Source organism: Algoriphagus aquimarinus (assembly GCF_007997215.1).
GTDB classification, from domain to species: domain Bacteria; phylum Bacteroidota; class Bacteroidia; order Cytophagales; family Cyclobacteriaceae; genus Algoriphagus; species Algoriphagus aquimarinus_A.
Window position 1 is genome coordinate 61,855 of record NZ_VORW01000020.1, and the last position, 19,960, is coordinate 81,814.

Sequence of the window (19,960 nt, forward strand, 5' to 3'; positions counted from 1 at the left end):
GATAGTAATTAGTATTCCGTTAGGATATTTCTCTGAGGAATTATTAAAATCATATAAAATTATTAAAACATGAGTTTTCAAATAAAACCAAGTGGGGACTCTTACGATGTCATTATCGTGGGTTCTGGAGCTGGGGGAGGTATGGCCTCCAAAATTCTATCCGAGGCAGGTCTTTCCGTAGCTGTTGTAGAAGCAGGTGGTGATTTTGACCCCGCCAAGGAGGAAGATCGCACACAACTTAGACCACCATGGGAATCTCCAAGAAGAGGCGCAGGCACACAAATCCGTCCATTTGGAGATTTTGATGCTGCTATTGGTGGCTGGGATATCGATGGAGAACCCTATACCCGAAAGAATGGAACTGAGTTCGATTGGTTTCGATCTAGAATGGTCGGTGGAAGAACAAATCACTGGGGAAGAATCTCGCTAAGATTTGGGCCTAATGATTTCAAACGTGCCAGCATTGATGGACTAGGGCATAACTGGCCTATCGGGTATGATGATTTGAAACCATACTATGATAAGGTTGATAAGTTGATTGGTGTTTTTGGCACTAAAGAAGGTATATATAATGAGCCTGATGGATTTTTCCTTCCTCCTCCAAAGCCTCGACTGCATGAGCTTTACATGAAAAAAGGCGCGGATAAAATGGGTATTCCTATGATTCCTTCGCGTCTATCTATGCTCACCCGTCCTATCAGCAAAGAAAGAGGCGTTTGCTTCTTTTGTAGTCAGTGTAATAGGGCTTGTCAGGTTTATGCGGATTTCTCTGCTGGTACTTGCCTGGTTCATCCAGCTATGAAAAAAGGTAAAGTAGATCTTTACACGCATTCCATGGTAAGAAAAGTAACTACTGACGAAAGCGGTAAAGCCACAGGTGTTTCTTTTGTGAGCAAAGTGGATATGAAAGAATACAAACTCAAATCCAGAGTGGTTGTCCTAGGTGCATCAGCTTGTGAGTCTGCTAGAATCATGATGAACTCTAAGTCAAAATCTCATCCAGATGGTATCGGAAATAGCTCAGGCATGGTAGGTAGATACCTACATGATTCCACGGGAACGGATCGCATGGCGATTATGCCAAGTATGATGGATCGTGAGCGCTACAATGAAGATGGTGTAGGTGGTTTGCACATGTACACACCATGGTGGGGTGATAATAAGAAATTGAATTTCGCCAGAGGATACCATATCGAATACTGGGGAGGAATGGGCCAGCCAGCCTACGGAACCGGTGGAAGTATGGATTCGATGAGAAAATATATCACAGATGAATTTGGTGCGCCAAGTCCAAATGGTGGCTACGGAACTGGTCTGAAAAAAGACATCAGAAAAATCTACGGTTCTACTATGGGTATGTCGGGCAGAGGTGAAAGTGTACCTATGTATGACAACTACTGTGAAATCGATCCAAATACAGTAGATAAATTCGGTATTCCGGTACTTAGATTTAATTACAACTGGACTGATCAGGAAGTAAATCAGGCGAAACACATGCATGATACTTTTGAAGAAATCTTGACTGAATCAGGCGGAATTTTGCTTGGGTCAAAGCCAGGACCTGAGACCAAATATGGTCTTTTGGCACCAGGAAGAATCATACACGAAGTAGGAACTACCCGAATGGGAGACAATCCTGCTACTTCAGTATTGAATTCAAATTGCCAAGCGCATGATTGCGATAACCTATTCGTAGTAGATGCTGGGCCTTTTGTGTCTCAAGCTGATAAAAATCCAACTTGGACCATTTTGGCCTTGGCTTGGAGAACTTCCGATTACATTGTTTCTGAATTGAATAAGAAAAATATCTAAACCATGAACAGAAGAGAAAATCTTAAATTACTCTTTACCGGCTCAGTCGGTACAGGTTTATTATTGACAGGCTGTTCACCAGAGCAGAAAGCTTTACCTGCCAAGGATGTACTATCTGGCGGTACCATCGGTGGAAGAACTGTAGAAGAAAAGCAACGCGATCAAGCCTTGCTTTCAGACACATTCTTCACAGATGACGAACGCAAGAAGCTAAGTACTTTGGTAGATATCATTATGCCAAAAGATGATGAGTCACCTGCAGCTACTGAACTAGGTGTAGTCGATTTCATGGAGTTTATGATGAAAGATCAGCCAAGTAACCAGACACGCATGCGTGGAGGGTTGATGTGGTTGGATTTTGAGGCGGATGAAAAATTCGGCAAATCATTCAATGAACTCAGTGAGTCAGAAGTAATCACTATAGTGGATGAAGTAGCTTGGCCTGATAAAGCACTGCCTGAATATGAAGGTGCTGTTCGCTGGTTCAATATGCTTCGCAATCTTACTTGCTCAGGTTATTTCTCTACCCCAGAAGGTTGGAAGTACATGGGCTACGTAGGAAACACTCCAAATGCTTGGGACGGCGTGCCGCAGGAAGTAATGGACAAGCATGGCGTGAAACTGGAAGAAAAATACCTGCCGCTTTATCTCAAGATGGAGGACCGTGGTACTATCATCGAATGGGATGATGATGCTAACATAATTGGGTAATTAATTAGTGCATATTTTCAATTTCAAAAAAAACCAATGGGTGTAAGCTCATTGGTTTTTTTTATTTACCCATAGGGGTACTTGGTTGTGCAGTGCAGAGCAGGAGACTCAAGCGATTTTTTATATTGTATTTATAGGTGTGAAGTTCATAGTAAGAAGGCCCGCAGAAATATTTTAGAATATTATGGGGTCATTTTACTGTTTGACTTACTCTTAATATTAGAAAGGAGAAGAAATTCAGATTTTCAATGAACAATAGCCCAAAAGAACAGTCTAATTGCACTTTTATCCCTGTTAAGCATCTGGAAACAATCAAAGTTTTTGAGAAAAAGTCTGATTGTGACATATGGAATGCATTTAACAAGGGGGATGAAATGGCATTTAATTATTTGTACAGAACCTATGTGCACAAGCTTTTCCAGTTTGGTAGTCAGTACTCCCGTGATTCCAGTTTGGTGAAAGATAGCATACAGAATCTCTTTATTTATCTGAGAAAAAAGAGAGGATCTCTTGGTGAAGTGACCAATATCAAAGGCTATTTATTTAAATCTATCCAACGGGAAATAATAAGGAATATCAAATCAAATACCTCATTTGAGGGCTTTGAGGAAAATTTCCTGGAAAGCCATTTCCAGCTGGAAGTATCGCCAGAAGTCAGTTTTATTAAAAACGAATCAGAGGACGAGCGAAAAATTCAAGTACAGCAGGCCTTGAACCAGTTGACTACAAAGCAAAGAAAAGCCATACTTCTATTCTATGAAGAAGAGTTGAGCTACAAGGAAATTGCTGAAATCATGAACTTCAGTGAAGTGAAAACTGCCAGAAAATTGATCTATCGAGCCTTAGCAAGTCTCAAAAAATATATTAAACCAACGAGTTATTAAAGTAATGTCTAACTACACAAATCATAAAAAATATGAGGACTACGAGTTCGAAGATTTTCTCTCTGATGAGTTTTTCGTACAGTGGGTAAAATCCCATAGCGAGAACAATTTGCATTTTTGGGAGAAGTGGTTGATTTCAAATCCTCAGAAAAGAGAGATGGTGACAGAGGCGGCTAGTTTTGTCAGGTCTATTCAATACAAGGAGAATTTTGAGTTTACTGATGAAGCATATATCGAGGTCTTCGAGAATATTTTGAAAGTGGACTTAGAGACTCCAAGTATAAGTTCTACTCATTCTAAGAAAGAGGTGTGGTATTCTTTTTTTTCGGTTCGTAGGGTTGCGGCTATTTTATTGATTGGTTTTTCGTGCTGGGCCCTATTTGAGACTCAAAATTTTTCAGAATCAGAGAAAGCTCCGATTGAATGGATTACCAAGGTGAATGAAGCGGGGAAGAAAACTGTCATCCATTTGAATGACGGCACAGTTATTCATCTCAATTCGAACTCCAAGATATCGTATCCAAAGACGTTTACGGATTCTATTCGTGTGATTTCTATGGAAGGAGAGGCCTTTTTTGATGTAGAGAAAGAAACCCGACCATTCATAGTAGAAGTGAACGACGCGAAAGTAGAGGTATTAGGCACGAGCTTCAATGTCAACAGCGTAGTGGAGGGAAAGCTAGAAGTAGCTCTGGTATCAGGCAAGGTGAAAGTTAACGACAAGCTAGGAAATCAAGTAATGCTGGATCCTATGGAGATGATTGTGCTGGAGGATAACGGGAAAATATACAAGCAGGATTTTGATGTAAGATCGGTCACTGGCTGGAAGGATAAGTACTTAGTCTTTACCGACGATGACTTCGATACAGTGGTGCGGAAAATTAAAAATTGGTACGGAGTAGAGATCAGCACATCTGGCAAATTCAATACTCAGTGGGCTTATACAGGTCAGTACTTTGATGAGTCTTTGGAGAATGTCTTGGAAGGAATCGCTCAGACGTCAAAAATCAAATATAAAATCAAAGGTAAAGAAGTACAAATAACTCATTAACCCAAAAGCAACCATGGATATGATACACAGTCCTTAAAAAAAGGCAGAAGAAATTCTGGGGAGAATTCCTATCTGCCTAATTCAACTTGCCTGTAGTAGCGCTAACCATTTCAGGCAAAAATTCAAGCGAATCATCACTTAAACCATTACAATAGTATGAAAAAAAATATACGTGGACAACTCATTATGTTATCTAAAAGATTACTCTACGGGTTTATTCTTCAGCTGATTTTCTGCACAGTTTTGCTCGCTAATACCGGCAATGCTCAGCGAAAAAACATCGAAAAGATAAGGGTAGGGATGAGTGTAGAAAGCACTCCACTTGATAAAGTATTTAAGGATATAGAGAAGCAGACTGGTTTAGCTTTTACATATAATACTGGAAATGTGGATGTAAAGCAGAAAGTTGATCTAGATGTTCAAAACAAAACTGTTTATGATCTTTTATTAGATTTGAACAAAGATACTGGGCTTAGATTTATTCAGATCAATGACAATATCCATGTTAAGGCCTATCAAGCTGGAATTAGTCAGGGAGTAAGCATCGAGGAAGCAATTTCAAAGGATGTGTCAGGGAAAGTAGTAGATGAGACTGGGCAACCAATACCAGGAGTTACCATAATCGTGGAAGGAACAACTAGAGGATTGGTTACTGGCCTTGATGGTGATTATACCATTTCCGTGGAAGAAGGTGATGTTTTGGTCTTTTCTTTTATTGGGTTTAAAGACGAAAGAGTCAGTATTCTGAATCAAACAACTCTAAATATTACGATGATTGAGGATGAAAAATCACTCGATGAAATAGTGGTAGTAGGATATGGTGAGCAGAAAAAAGTGAATACCACTGGAGCTATTTCTACAGTTAAGTACGATGATGAGTTAAATAATAGACCAATTACTAATGCTTCCCAAGCTTTAGGTGGAACCGCCTCAGGAGTTTGGGTAAGTCAAAATTCTGGAAAGCCAGGAGATGATGGTGCTCAAATTAGAGTAAGGGGATGGGGTACGCTTAACAATTCTAATCCACTTATAATTATTGATGGAGTTGAAGGTGATTTTAGTCAGATAAATCCTGCTGATATTGAAAGCATGACTGTATTAAAAGATGCTGCTAGTGCTGCGATTTATGGTTCAAAAGCTGCAAATGGAGTTGTCTTGGTGACGACAAAAATGGGTAAGAATAATGAGAAAATGCAGGTTTCTCTAAACTCGTATTATGGCATCCAGTCCTTAGGAAGGAAATACAACCTAATCAACAACAGTGCTGCTCACATGGAGCTAAGCAATCAGGCTTTGATGAATGATGGCTCTAGTCCGCTTTTTTCTGATGCATTAATCAATGCTTTCAGAAATGGGACAGATAAATACAAATATCCAAATACTGACTGGTTTCAAGAACTGTTTCAGTCAGCGCCTATTCAACAGCATAATATCTCAATTACAGGAGGATCCAAAAATGTTTCATCGTACTTGTCTTTAAATTTTTTGGATCAAGATGGCATGGTCGCAAATACTAAATCAAACCGATATGCGATCAGGGCAAATGTAGAGTCAAAAGTGAATAAGTGGCTTACTGTAAGTGGAAGGCTGAATTATTTAACGAGAAAGTCTGAAGAGCCATATGCTGATGTTACATATGGATCTCTAGGTAGAGTTTTTGAAATGCTGGGTGGTGCAGCTCCTTACATAGCTCCGTATACGAGTGATGGTAGATTTGGCTCGGTTCAGGCTATTTCTGGAAATGGGAGTTTATTGTATGATAATAGGAATCCTCTAATAGATGCTGCAAATGGTAAGACACTTACTGAAGAACATATAATTACTGTTAATACTTCAGCAGAAATTAGGTTTTCTGATTATTTATCCTGGAGAACAACGTTTGCTACAAACGTTAATTTTAATATAATTGATCGCTATAATGGTAGTGTTTTTGGATATACTGATACAGGTATAGAAACAATTACAAAAAACTATAATCGTGAAGGTTTAGAGATAAATAGAAGTAATCTTATTGGTGTTCATAATAATTTATATTCAACACTAAATTTCAATAGGACATTAAATGATATTCATAATTTTTCAGCTATTGCTGGTATGCAAGTCGAGACAAATCGAATAAGAAATACCTATGCTAGAAGATCGCTTCCTCCTAAGGAAGGTCTCACACAAGTTGATGCTGGTACCTCGGGAATTCAATCAAATGGTAATTTGAATAGTTTTAAAATGCTGTCTTATTTCGGTAGGATTAATTATTCTTTAAGTGAAAAGTATTTGTTTGAAGCTAATCTTCGTGCAGATGGCTCTTCTCGATTCAAGGAAGGAAATCGTTGGGGAGTTTTTCCGGGGTTTTCTGCCGGTTGGAGAATAATTGATGAGGGATTTATGGCCGACCAGTCCGTGCTTTCAAATTTGAAGCTTAGAGCTTCTTGGGGTAAGTTGGGTAATCAGAATATTTCTAATTATTGGCCTTATTTAACGGTAATTGCTCAGAATAATAACCTTAGCTATAATTATGGTGGATTGTTTGCTGCTGGGGCAGCCGTTACTTCTTTAGTGGATGATAACATTACTTGGGAAACAACAGCGACTTTAGATTTTGGTCTGGAACTTGGTTTTATGGATGATCAAATCACGGTTGAAGCAGATTATTTCAAAAAGAAGACCGAAAATATTATTGTTCAACTTCCTGTACCAAGCCTTTTAGGAGGTCTTACCCCTCCTTTCGAAAATCTTGGAGAAATGTCAAATGAAGGGTTCGAATTTATTTTTAACTACAATAATTTCAAGTTTAACAGAGATCAACTTGGCTTTAATGTTGGCTTTAATTTTACTTATATCAAAAATGAAGTAACAAAATTTTCCGGAGGGAAATCGCCAGACCAATTGTATTTGATTCGAGAAGGCTACGCTTTTAGAACACTATATGGATATAACGCAATAGGTATTTATCAATCAGATTCTGAAGCATTGGAACATATGTTTGATAATGGATTCAAACCAAAGGCTGGTAATTTGAAATTTGAAGACGTTAATGGTGATGGTAAGCTAAGTTTCGAGGATAAAAAAAGCCTTGGAAATACAATTCCAAAAGTGACTTTTGGGATATCTCCTAGCTTTAAATACAAAGGATTTGATTTAAACCTGCTATTTCAGGGTGTTTTGGGTGTGAGTGTTTACACACAGAATAACTTCACTAACCTAACTTTTGAAAATAGGGTAATCTCTGAAACATGGTTGAATGCCTGGACACCGGATAACACAAATACTTCTGTTCCTAGTGCTAGGTTTGATAATTCATGGGATCAATCCCAGTCGTCATACTGGGTTCAAGAGCTAAATTATATCAAGCTTAAAAATGTCCAACTTGGATATGCCCTGAGAGAGGAAGTTGTTTCTAAAATTGGTCTTCAAAAAGCATATGTTTATGTCAATGCACAGAATGTATTTACATTGGTAACAGATGATTACGAGGGGTTTGATCCTGAAAGAAATACCTTTGATTCAGGGTATAATTATTATCCAGTTCCGAGAATTATATCTCTTGGTGTTAACCTTAATTTCTAAAATAATGAAGACTAAATATATATTGATAATAGTGTTCTCATTGCTGTTGACAGGTTGTGCAGATGAATTTTTGAATGTGTTACCAGAAGACAAGATTACGTCGGCAAATTTCCCTGAAAACGAAGCTGATATTAAATTGGCTTTGAACGGGGCTTATGCTATGATTAGAGAAAACTCTATTTATAACCAAGGTTTATTTGGTTTTGGGATATTAGATGGAGCTACGCCTAACGCATATAATTGGGGTAATACACCAATAGCAAAAGCGGGTAACGGTCAATTATCATCAGGCGATGGTGATATTGTTACTTTTCGATGGACTAGATGCTATGGGATTATTTATAGAGTAAATTACTTGTTAAGTATTTTGGATCTTGTTGATCTTGATCCGAACGCAAAAGCTTTATACATAGGTGAAGCACACTTTCTGAGAGGGCTCGCATATTCTTTGTTGGCTGATAGTTATGGGGGTGTTCCTTTGATAAAAGGTTCAATCAGTGCCGAAGAAGCTAGGAATATTTCCAGAGCGAGTCTTGAAGATACTTGGAGTCAAGTGATCTCCGATTATGATATGGCGATATCAAACCTCCCAAATGAGGCACCTGAAAGAGGTAGAGCTACTAAGGGTTCTGCACTTGGATTAAAAATGAGGGCATATTTATATCAAAATAAGTATGCTGAAGTCTTGAGTGTAATAAATGAAATAGAAGCGCTTGGTAAATATAATTTGTATCATAGCTATGAAGGATTGTTTCAGCCTGAAAACGAGAATAACCAAGAAGTGTTATTTGACATTCAATACATCTCGGGCGAAAATTCACAAGGATCGTTCATTGATCAATATTGTGGGACAGGAACAGGAAGTTTTACCCGAGGTACTAGATATGTCCCTACAGATGATTTGGTGAATGCGTATGAGATGGTAGATGGGTCAGAAATTAATGCTAGTAATCCGTTTGAAGGTAGGGATCCACGGCTTGAATTTACAATTGTTATTCCAGGGTCATATATTTTAGATCATCAATTCCCTAATTATACCTACCCTGGAGGTGCATATAATCATCCAGGGAATAGGTTAAAACACCTAAGTACCAGAAAATATCGAACACAACATATGAGCGATTTACCTCCATCTGGTCAATCCTATCTTAATAATATTGTAATGAGATATGCAGATGTTTTGCTTGCCAAGGCCGAAGCAATCATAGAGACAAATGGGAATATTGATGAGGCGATTCAGATTGTAAATAGAATTAGGACTGAGAGAGAAGATGTGAAGATAAGTCTATTGCCGATGGGAATGTCACAAGTAATGGCGAGAGAAAGGCTTAGAAAAGAAAGAAGGATTGAATTTGCTTTGGAAGGTCTTTATTGGTCAGATATCAGACGTTGGGATATGGGTGAAGAAATTTATCCTGTAGAGGTTAGAGATCATGAAGGAGGATTAATCGAGAGAAAATTCCCTAATGGCTATTTGAAATATTACGACCTATTGCCAATACCAGTAAGTGAACTTTCACTTAACGATCAGCTAGTTCAGAATCCAGGATGGTAAGTTTCAATATTAAATTACATTCTTTAAAAGTATTTAATAGAGAGTTAAGTATTAATGTCTCAATATTAAATCGATTTAAGATAACGGGGAAAGCACTTCTGCTTTCCCTAATTCTAGGATTGGTGCTAATAGAATCAAATGCCTCTGAATCATATAAAAGTATGGAGGGTGAATATCCAAATGTGATTATCATCTTCAGCGATGATCTTGGATATGGAGATATTGAACCCTTTGGAGCTCAGCATCATCGTACTCCTAATCTTTCAAAAATGGCCTCCGAAGGGATGAAGTTTACAGCCTTTTACGTTTCGAGTGGTGTGTGCACCCCTTCTCGGTCTAGTCTGATGACTGGTTGTTATCCCAGAAGAGTAGATATGCATGAAAATGCTTTTCCACCAGGAGATACTGATATGAGACAAGTTCTTTTTCCGGCAGCTCATAAAGGGTTAAATCCCAATGAAATAACTATTGCTGATCTTTTAAAGGAAAAAGGATATGCTACTGGTATGATAGGTAAATGGCACCTCGGAGACCAGCCAGAGTTTCTTCCTACAAAACAAGGCTTTGATTTTTATTTTGGAATTCCATATAGTAATGATATGGGATCTAATCAATTTGGAATCAACCCTCCTCTACCACTTCTTCGAAATGAAGTAGTGATAGAAGCACCTGTAGATCAAGAAAATCTTACAAAAAGATATACTGAGGAGGCGTTGAAGTTTATTATTCACAATAAGGATAAGCCTTTCTTTTTATACTTCCCACATAATATGCCCCATAATCCTGTTAATGCCAGTACCAATTTTAAGGGGAAATCGGCTAACGGATTATATGGAGATGCTGTTGAGGAAATAGATTGGTCTTTAGGACAGATAATAGATTTACTGGATAAGTTGGGTCTAAGTGAAAATACTCTTGTGATTTTCACATCAGACAACGGAGCTGCTAAGAATTTTGGGGGTAGTAATTCTCCATTATCAGGTTACAAGGGGAGTGTGATGGAAGGTGGTATGAGAGTGCCAGCCCTTATGAGATGGAAAGGTAAAGTTGCTGCTGGATCTGTGACTGATCAACTTGCGACGACCATGGATATTTTGCCGACTGTGGCTTTTCTTACAGGATCATCTTTGCCGGAGAATGATATAGATGGAAATAATATTGCTCCAATTTTATTTCAAGAAAAAGGGGCTAAATCTCAATATAAAGCCTTTTATTATTATCAAGTAGGTCAACTTCAGGCGATAAGAGTTGGAGATTGGAAACTATTTCTCCCATTGGAAAAAAGGCGCATGTATGTACACAATAATGAAGTGGAAAAATCACAAGCACAGCTATATCATCTAGCAACTGATATACGAGAGATGAATGACATAGCTGATGATTTTCCTGAAAAGGTTGCAGAGCTGATGAAATATGCTGAACGTCCCAGATTAGAATTAGGTGATGACGAAAATAAAGGTAGTAAGCAACGTCCAGCTGGATTAGTGACAAATCCCAAACCATTGATTATGAACGTCAATTGATTTTAATAATAGTTTTTTAGCACCTTATTTTCATGCAATAATGAACAACTATATCTATGTATTCTGTCTTGTACTTTTATCCCTAAGCAACCAAAGTATTGGGATAAGTAAGCAGCTACCTAAAGAAAAACCAAATATATTAATCATTCTCACTGACGATCAAGGATATCATGATGTTTCATATTATGGAACAAAGGATATCAGAACACCAAATATGGATGAGTTATGTAGGGCAGGTATGCGTTTTGACAATTTCTATGCAAACTCCCCCGTATGTGCTCCTACACGTGCTGCATTAATGACAGGTAAGTATCCTGATCTTGTTGGAGTACCAGGGTTGATTAGATCACATCCGGAGGATAATTGGGGGTATTTAGATCCAAAGGCTGTGACTCTCCCTCAAAAACTTAAACAAGCTGGATATAATACAGCTCATATAGGGAAATGGAACTTAGGATTAGAGAGCCCCAATCTACCTAATGAAAAAGGTTTTGACCTATTCCATGGCTGGCTTGAAGATATGATGGACGATTATAATGCCCATACCAGGTTTGGGAAAAATTATATGAGGTTAAATGAAAAAGAGATAGACCCGATAGGGCATGCAACTGACTTATTTACTTCATGGGCCTCTGATTACATCATATCTCAAGCCAAGGAAAAGGAGCCATTTTTTCTATACTTAGCATATAATGCTCCACACTTCCCCGTACAACCACCCCAAGATTGGAAAGATCGAGTTAATAATCGTGAGCCAAACTTACCAGAAAAGAGGGCTAATCTGGTCGCTTTTATTGAGCATCTAGATGATGGGATTGGAAAAGTAATCAAGTCATTAAAGCAAAGTGGTCAATATGAAAACACCATAATCATTTTTAGCAGTGATAATGGCGGGCACTTGCCTGATATGGCTAATAATGGTGCTTTAAGAGATGGAAAACAAAGCATGTATGAAGGAGGTCTTCGAGTTCCCACTTTTGTGACTTGGCAAGGAAAAATAGCCCCAGGCACATCTTCATCACAGGATAATTTGTCAATGGATATCTTCCCGACACTAATGGAACTTACAGGAACAGCTATTACTACCAAAGTTGAAGGGAGAAGCTTTCTGAATACACTATTAGGTATCAAAAATACCGAGGAAGACAGGGAACTGTATTTTGTAAGAAGGGAAGGAGGATTAAAATATGGAGGTAAGGCCTATCATGCTTTAATACTTGGAGATTGGAAGCTTCTGCAAAACACGCCGACACAACCAATGGAGCTTTATAATCTTGGAATTGATCCAGAAGAAAAAATAAATGTGATCGAAGAAAACCAAGTGATCTTCCAAAAATTGAACAAGATTCTTATGCGCCACATACAAGAAGGCGGAGCCGTTCCATGGCAGAAACCAATGCACTCATACTAGAATATTATTTTAAAACAATAGCCTGTCATGAAAAATATATACAAGTCCAGTAATACTGGTATAGTAATCTTCTTTATCCTTTTTATTGGATTAAGCTTTCAAAACTTTTTAACGGCCCAAGGGGCTAAACCTAATTTCATCATCATCTTTACAGACGATCAGGGGTACGGAGATTTGGGGACTTTTGGACACCCTACTATTAAAACTCCAAATATTGATCAAATGGCAGAGGAAGGCCAAAAATGGACTAGTTTTTATGTCGCTGCAAATGTATGTACACCTAGTAGATCAGGAATTCTGACTGGAAGATTGCCTGTGCGAACAGGAATGTATAGTAACAAAAGGCGAGTATTGTTCCCAGATTCTGATGGGGGACTTCCCGCGTATGAAAATACAATTGCAAAGCTTCTTAAAGGGGCTGGATATTCTACTGCTGCAATTGGGAAATGGCATTTGGGTCATTTACCCCAATATTTACCTACCAGCCACGGCTTCGATTCATATTATGGAATACCTTACAGTAATGATATGGATCGAGTAAATGATATTGCTTACAAAGATATTTTTATCGACCCAAAATTTCAAAATTTCAATGTTCCTCTAATGAAGGATACTGAGATTATCGAACGACCAACGGATCAAAATACTATAACCAAGAGATACACCCAGGAAGCTATAAAATATATCAACGAGAATAAGGATAAGCCCTTTTTTCTATATTTAGCGCATTCGCTTCCTCACGTGCCTCTTTTTGCCTCGGATGATTTTAAAGGCAAAAGTGAACGCGGATTATATGGTGATGTAATTGAGGAAATTGATTGGAGTGTTGGGGAGATTCTCTCTACACTGAAGAAAAATGGACTTGAAAAAAACACCTATGTAATTTTCACTTCAGACAATGGGCCTTGGTTGGTTTTTAACGAACAAGGAGGGAGTGCAGGATTGCTTTTTGGAGGAAAAGGAACAAGCTATGAAGGAGGAGTGCGTGTTCCTGCTGTTTTCTGGGGGCCTGGGAATGTTAAGCCTGGAGTTATCTCAAAAATGGGGAGCACACTGGATATTTTGCCTACTATAACTAATCTTGCTGGTGCGAAATTGCCTCAAGATAGAGTATATGATGGGTATGATTTGGGACCCGTATTGAAAGGTGAGAATAAAACGCCAAGAGATGAGATGTTTTACTACCATGGAGATCATTTATTTGCTGTGAGAAAGGGGGATTATAAACTATACTTTTACAGCAATAATCCTGCAGGATACCCTGAAAGGCTAGAAAAGCTAGAAAAACTCACCTTATTTAATCTAGGACATGATCCTTCTGAGCGTTTTGATCTGGCAGATCAGCATCCAGAGATCGTTAAAGAAATCCAAGAAATCGCCAAAAAACATTCGGCAGAAATGGTGTTTGGAGCAACGCAGTTGGAGAAGAGAATAGGAGGTTAATATTGTGATTTTTATATAGTTGGATATAGTATTCTATTTGAAAACACATAAAGTATGATTGGACTAATTGGGCTTTTTTCAATTAAAAATTTTACAATTATGAAAAGAAGAAAATTTATTCAAAATAGCCTGCTGTCTGGAGTTGCCACTTTAGGAGTAGGGATGTCTTCAATGGCTACTCCCAATTCTTTGGAAAATCATAAATCAAGAAAATCCTTTAATTTAAACTACCTCTCCAGAATCATGACAATTCAGGGGAGAAATCCAGTTTCTTTTCAACCAACCTGACACTTAAAAAGAACCTCATGGGCGGGCGGATATCCTTAGGGCTGCACTGGAAAGTCATTGGCATGAATTGGCTGGGATCAAACAGGCAAACGATTGTAGGCAGTGGTGAAAGATTTTTCACCACCACCGATTATATACAGGAGCGGGACATGGTGGTGCTGACGGTATCCTATAAATCTATCGGTTGACCCGGTTGACCAAAAACAGTTGACCAAAAAACGTAATTTTAATAAAACCGAATTTTGTATTCTGGAGTTTTAAATCAACCTGCTCAAACCAATATAATATGATAATGAGTCAATATCGACTGGGAAAAGTTGGATTCCTTGATTTTCAATTCAAAGGACTGACAATGTTGTTGGTCATATTCCTGGCAATAAGCTGTAACTCCAAAGTTGATAATGGAGAGGTAGAAAAACATGTTTCACAAGTGTCCAATACTCTTAAATCTGACTTACCGTTGGGGGAGATGGTCCTTATACCTGAGGGAAATTTTGAAATGGGGGGCAACAACGAACAGGCTGATCCTGACGAATTTCCCAAGCATAGCGTAAAGGTGAAGAGTTTCTGGATGGATGCCCATGAAGTGACCAACCGCCAGTTTATGGAATTTGTACAACAGACGGATTATATAACCGTAGCCGAAAGGCCCATTGATTGGGAGGAACTGAAGAAGCAAGTGGAACCAGGAACCCCCAAGCCTTCAGATGAAATCCTGCAACCCGGGTCTATGGTTTTTCAACCGACCAATGGGCCGGTCCCTATGAATAACCCGGGACAGTGGTGGCATTGGATTTACGGGGCGAATTGGAAAAACCCTGACGGGCCAAACAGTAATATTGACAGTAAATTGGACCATCCGGTAGTCCATGTTTCCTATGAAGATGCTAATGCCTATGCCAAATGGGCAGGTAAACGATTGCCAACCGAAGCAGAATGGGAGTGGGCAGCAAGAGGAGGCTTGGAAGATCCTGTTTATCCCTGGGGAAATGAACCTGCAAAAAATGCAAGCAGTAAGGCGAATTTCTGGCAGGGTATGTTTCCTTATGAAGACAGAGGAGAGGATGGTTTTAGAGGAACCTCACCTGTAATGAGTTTTGTGGCCAACGGTTATGGCCTATATGACATGGCCGGGAATGTTTGGGAATGGTGCGAAGACTGGTATCATTTTGAGGGCTATAAGATGAAAGAGAAAGACGGGTCCAGGGGTCCAAGCGAATCGCTGGATCCCCAAGAGCCAAGGATTCCCAAAAGAGTTGTCCGTGGGGGATCGTTTCTTTGCAATGATTCCTATTGCAGCGGTTATAGAGTTTCAAGAAGAATGAAATCAAGTGAAGATTCAGGCCTGAATCATACAGGGTTTAGGTGCGTCAAGGACTGATCTGCAACAACTACATTCGAAAGACTTACCACCTATAAACGAATAATGTTTAGAAATACCTTAGCAGCTCTTGCATCGAATTCCAGACTTCTTTCGGCGTTCTTTCAAGTAAATTTTACAGCTTTCCTCGTCAGGAAAATGGTTGATAAAGTCAATGTTATTCATTCTCTAATTTTAACCAAGAAACACCAACCTGAATAGCATCACATCTTGAGGCCACAACCTGTCCTTCTTTGGTTACGTGCAGGTATCAGAATACACATAAAAAAATAAATTTTAGAAATAATTCATTCTGGTTCCCTAGAGTAATACCAAAAAAGTGACAAAATTTTGAATCTTATTGGGGTCATATATGTAATTAAGTTACTCTATAAAGTAGATAGTTGAATAAAGAATACTATTTAAGTATGAATCAGGGTAGGTTAATAATTTAACCTATAAAGAATTTAATTATATAAGTAGAATTGGGTTATTGTTAATTGACAAAACCAGTCCGGGTTCCGGGCTGGTTTTGTTCGTCAATACTTGTCGGATTTTCCAAACAAGAATCTCATAGTGTTCTTTTGTCATTTATTGCAATATGTGTATCCTCACGGCTGCACTTAGCCAAATAATGACAGGTCGTGACATTAAGTTGCTGGGTCAGATTAGTGGATGTTACTTGGGTAGGTATGCTACTTCTTTTCGATTGATGTATAAGATTAGAGTATATATGGGTAAGCGTGAAGCACTTTATACACTTTCAGATATGGTTGGATACGATGATTGCTTTGTTACCGTGGCTACCAAAAGGGCAGAGATCGGTAAGCTGAAAAGAGGTAAAGGAAGCCAGCGGAAAGCATCAGTGGCAGTAGCTGCTGAATCCGTTCCGGTTGAAAACCCAGAGACCGGGAAATTCGGGAAAGTCTGCAGCTACTTCAAAATGGAAGTACTGGGGAAGGTGGACAGACATCATGTCAACCGTTTTATCAAGAAAAATACCGAAGGGGATTTTGCGCTTTTTACTGATAAAAACACAGCCTACGTTGATATAAAGGATATTGTGGCTACCCATTTCACAGTAGTATCGGGAAAAGAAGCAACCAACGACACCCTGAGATGGGTACACAAGGCAATCAGTAATCTGAAGAGGAAACTGCTGGAAATAAACCACATGATCACCTACAAATACCTCCAGAACTACCTCAATGAGTTCGTATACAAGCTCAACAGAAGATATTTTGGTGATAGGCTGTTTGATAGATTAGTTCTTACCTCAATTTATCCTTACGTGCAATCATGCGGATACACATATTAAATATATAATGGGTTTATTAATGTTTAAAAGCTACCTCAAACTTTGAGGTAGCTTTTTTTGATAAAGCAATTTGGATCAGGTGACTTTTTGCGGTATATACGAAGCCTTTTATCCTTTTTCATAAGGATAAGTTGAGCATACTATACATATTTACTTTTAAACCCACCTAACCCATGAAACGCAGATCTGCTGTCAAGGCCATGGCCTTAACTTCTTTTTCGACTCCTTTTTTCTTTTCCCAAGGATTTACCAGTATCAAAAAACTACTTGCTAGCGCCGATTCAGGCTTCAAGAGTAACTGGGAAAACTGGCCGGATATGAAGTGGATTGGCCCTGAGTTTTGGGGTAATAGATTGCAGGATTGGGAAATCATTGATGGTAAAGCAGTTTGTACTATTTCAGGCCCAAATAGAGCCTTACATATTCTTACGCACCAGTTGGGATCTGACAATAATGATTTTCAGCAGTCGGTAATTATCGATTGGAATAATAGAGAATTGGCTGGAAATGCTGGGGCTTATGCTGGTTTTAGATTGGGAGCCAAAGGTATTTTTGATGACTATCGCTCTGCTGCTATTTTTGGTAAAGGATTGGATGCAGGGATTACTGGCACTGGCCAACTGATGATTGGGGAAAAGCTGAGTGAAAAGAGATTGGATTTAACCAAACCAGTTACATTAACCTTGAAAAGTTCTTTCAAGCAAGGCAAGTACAATTTGACGCTTTCTGCTTCAACTAGTAAAAACGATAATAATCCAGTTGTCTTAACTGCTGAAGGAATCACTCCTCAGGATTTGCAAGGGAATCTTGCTTTGGTAGCTAATTGCCCCAATAAGGAAGAGACTACGAGCAGTTTGGGGGCATTTTCAGACTGGGTTTTTCAGGGAGATAAAATAGTTGAAGCAGCCGATCAGGTATTTGGACCAATCTTCTTTGCGCAATATACCCTGCACAAAAACACACTTAAATTAACAGCACAGCTTGCACCGCTTGAGTTGATTTCTGATTTAAAGGTGGAGCTTCAGCTCAAAAAAGGATCAGGATGGAAAACTGTTCAGACTTCTAACCTTGATCCAAATGGAAGAATAGCCAAGTTTAGAATAGATGGTTGGAAGCATGAGGAAATGATCCCATATCGGGTTCATATAAATGTTCCTCTTAAGGATAAGACTCAGGAATTCTCTTATTACGGAGAAATCGCTGCTCAGCCGAAATCTTCTGAGAACTTGAAAGTAGCAGTCTTTAGCTGTAATGCAGATCACGGTTTTCCTGATCAGGAAGTTGCCCTTCATGTGAAAAAGCACAAGCCTGAAATGGCATTATTTCTTGGAGACCAATTCTATGAGGGTACCGGTGGATTTGGGATTCAAACCAGCCCGCTGGAAAAATCCTATCTGGATTATTTGCACAAATGGTATATGTTTGGCTGGTCATACCGTGATATTTTTAGAACCATTCCTGCTGCAATTATTCCAGATGATCATGACGTATATCATGGCAATGTATGGGGTGAAGGAGGTAAGCATGCCCCAACCGATGAAGGATGGGGATATGTAGCCCAAGATCAAGGTGGCTATAAAATGCCTCCGGAATGGGTGAACATGGTTCAAGATTGTCAGACAAGTCACTTGCCTGATGCGTTTGACCTAACTCCGGTGAAGCAGGGAATTAATGTCTATTACACGGATTGGGAGTATGGAGGAGTGAGTTTCGCGATTTTAGAAGATAGAAAATTCAAATCAGCTCCGCAGAATGTCCTTCCTAAAGAAGCGAAAGTCATGAATGGCTTTATTCAAAACCCAGATTTTGACATCAAAAAGCATTACAATATTGAAGCTGAGCTACTAGGAAAAAGACAACTCAATTTCTTGGAAAATTGGTCAGCACAATGGAATCCAGGAGTACAGATGAAAGCCGTTTTGTCTCAGACGAACTTCTGTACAGTAGCTACTTTGCCGGAAGGAAGTATCATAGATAGCATGGTGCCTAGTTTGCCTACACCTGAAAAAGGCGAATACGTAGTTGGTGATGCGCCGACATCAGATATGGATTCGAATGGCTGGCCTCAAAAGGGCCGCGATGAAGCCGTGCGAATTATACGGAAAGCATTTGCATTGCACATTGCGGGAGATCAGCATTTGGCAAGTACCGTGCAATATGGTGTAGATGAATTCCGAGATTCAGGCTTTGCATTTGCCGGCCCGGCGCTAAATAACCTCTGGCCTAGACGCTGGTGGCCAAAAGTACCTGAAGGTCATGAGCCTTTTCCAGGTGGGACCAAAAACACAGGAGATTTTGAAGATGGTTTTGGCAATAAAATGACCATTATGGCTGTGGCAAATCCATATAAATCAGGTTTTGAACCAGCCAGAATATATGATAGGGGAACGGGCTATGGGATAATTACTTTTGACAAAAATGAGCGTACGATGAAGATCGAATGCTGGCCTAGAAATGTAGACCCAATTGCAAATCCTGATGGACAATATGACGGTTGGCCATTGACAGTTTCCCAAAAAGATAACTATGCAAGAAAAGCTGTTGGCTATCTGAATACCTTAAATTTGGAAGGAGTGCAAAACCCGCTAGTTTCAGTCTATAATGAATCCACCGGTGAACTTGAATATGCTATACCAGTGAATACGAAGAGTTTTCAACCAAAAGTGTTCTCGGCTGACAAACACAGAGTGGAAGTGCGTGATCAGAATAAGGGATTGATGAAGACGTATGCCGGACTTGTGATAGAGAAAGATCAAAAGGGAGTGATTCAGGTAAATATGGCTGAATAATAGATGTTTGAGGTTCCTGTTGGAGCCCTTTGTTCTAACAGATTGCTTCGTTCCTACCAATGACGATGAAGTGCCGATTGACGCACTCTTCATTATTCAAAATTCATCATTCTACATTCGAAATCACTACTGTCCGAGAAACGGTTTAAAATTTAGGGGAAGCTTCGTTTGAGAAGCTTCCCCTTTTCTGTATTTTCAGTTTACCACAACCAATAAATACAGCAGATGAAAAATACACATTTCTTCGGACA

At 39.1% G+C, this 19,960-nt stretch carries 13 protein-coding genes and 1 pseudogene; all 14 read left to right on the top strand.

Features of this window, described 5'->3' with window-relative positions; genetic code table 11:
* Positions 1-69: 69 nt before the first annotated feature.
* The 14 genes and pseudogenes from ESV85_RS18815 (at position 70) to ESV85_RS18875 (ending at position 19,709) form a co-directional block, all read left to right on the top strand.
* Positions 70-1,812 (top strand): GMC oxidoreductase, encoded by a 1,743-nt coding sequence (locus ESV85_RS18815; protein WP_146920353.1) that lies wholly within the window; start codon positions 70-72, stop codon positions 1,810-1,812.
* Between the two features lie 3 nt (positions 1,813-1,815).
* On the top strand, positions 1,816-2,523 hold the full coding sequence (locus ESV85_RS18820; protein ID WP_146920355.1) for a gluconate 2-dehydrogenase subunit 3 family protein: 708 nt from the start codon (positions 1,816-1,818) through the stop codon (positions 2,521-2,523).
* Positions 2,524-2,771: 248 nt separating this feature from the next.
* Entirely contained in the window at positions 2,772-3,407 is a 636-nt protein-coding gene (locus ESV85_RS18825; protein ID WP_146920357.1) for an RNA polymerase sigma factor, read from the top strand.
* Between the two features lie 4 nt (positions 3,408-3,411).
* Positions 3,412-4,458 carry a FecR family protein gene (locus ESV85_RS18830; protein WP_146920359.1) on the top strand — a complete coding sequence of 349 codons (1,047 nt, stop codon included), beginning with the start codon at positions 3,412-3,414 and terminating at the stop codon, positions 4,456-4,458.
* A 156-nt stretch (positions 4,459-4,614) separates the two neighbouring features.
* Positions 4,615-8,022: a SusC/RagA family TonB-linked outer membrane protein gene (locus tag ESV85_RS18835; RefSeq protein ID WP_223276045.1), complete on the top strand. Its 3,408-nt coding sequence runs from the start codon at positions 4,615-4,617 to the stop codon at positions 8,020-8,022.
* Between the two features lie 4 nt (positions 8,023-8,026).
* Positions 8,027-9,577, top strand: coding sequence for a RagB/SusD family nutrient uptake outer membrane protein (locus tag ESV85_RS18840; RefSeq protein WP_146920361.1), 1,551 nt, complete (start codon positions 8,027-8,029; stop codon positions 9,575-9,577).
* Positions 9,578-9,699: 122 nt separating this feature from the next.
* Positions 9,700-11,100: a sulfatase gene (locus tag ESV85_RS18845; RefSeq protein WP_223276046.1), complete on the top strand. Its 1,401-nt coding sequence runs from the start codon at positions 9,700-9,702 to the stop codon at positions 11,098-11,100.
* Positions 11,101-11,140: 40 nt separating this feature from the next.
* Positions 11,141-12,511, top strand: a complete 1,371-nt coding sequence (locus tag ESV85_RS18850; RefSeq protein WP_146920363.1) for a sulfatase — start codon at positions 11,141-11,143, stop codon at positions 12,509-12,511.
* A gap of 27 nt (positions 12,512-12,538) precedes the next feature.
* Complete coding sequence (locus ESV85_RS18855; RefSeq protein WP_146920365.1) at positions 12,539-13,954, top strand: sulfatase; 1,416 nt, start codon at positions 12,539-12,541, stop codon at positions 13,952-13,954.
* A gap of 99 nt (positions 13,955-14,053) precedes the next feature.
* The gene (locus tag ESV85_RS18860) at positions 14,054-14,242 is read left to right on the top strand and encodes a hypothetical protein (protein ID WP_146920367.1); all 189 of its coding nucleotides are present in this window, start codon (positions 14,054-14,056) and stop codon (positions 14,240-14,242) included.
* A 17-nt stretch (positions 14,243-14,259) separates the two neighbouring features.
* Positions 14,260-14,430, top strand: a complete 171-nt coding sequence (locus ESV85_RS22370; protein WP_191322059.1) for a hypothetical protein — start codon at positions 14,260-14,262, stop codon at positions 14,428-14,430.
* Positions 14,431-14,534: 104 nt separating this feature from the next.
* The gene (locus ESV85_RS18865; protein WP_223276047.1) at positions 14,535-15,623 is read left to right on the top strand and encodes a formylglycine-generating enzyme family protein; all 1,089 of its coding nucleotides are present in this window, start codon (positions 14,535-14,537) and stop codon (positions 15,621-15,623) included.
* 661 nt (positions 15,624-16,284) lie between these two features.
* Positions 16,285-16,920, top strand: a pseudogene (locus ESV85_RS18870) (IS1595 family transposase); the annotation flags it as partial.
* 173 nt (positions 16,921-17,093) lie between these two features.
* Complete coding sequence (locus ESV85_RS18875; protein ID WP_146920374.1) at positions 17,094-19,709, top strand: alkaline phosphatase D family protein; 2,616 nt, start codon at positions 17,094-17,096, stop codon at positions 19,707-19,709.
* Positions 19,710-19,960 lie beyond the last annotated feature (251 nt).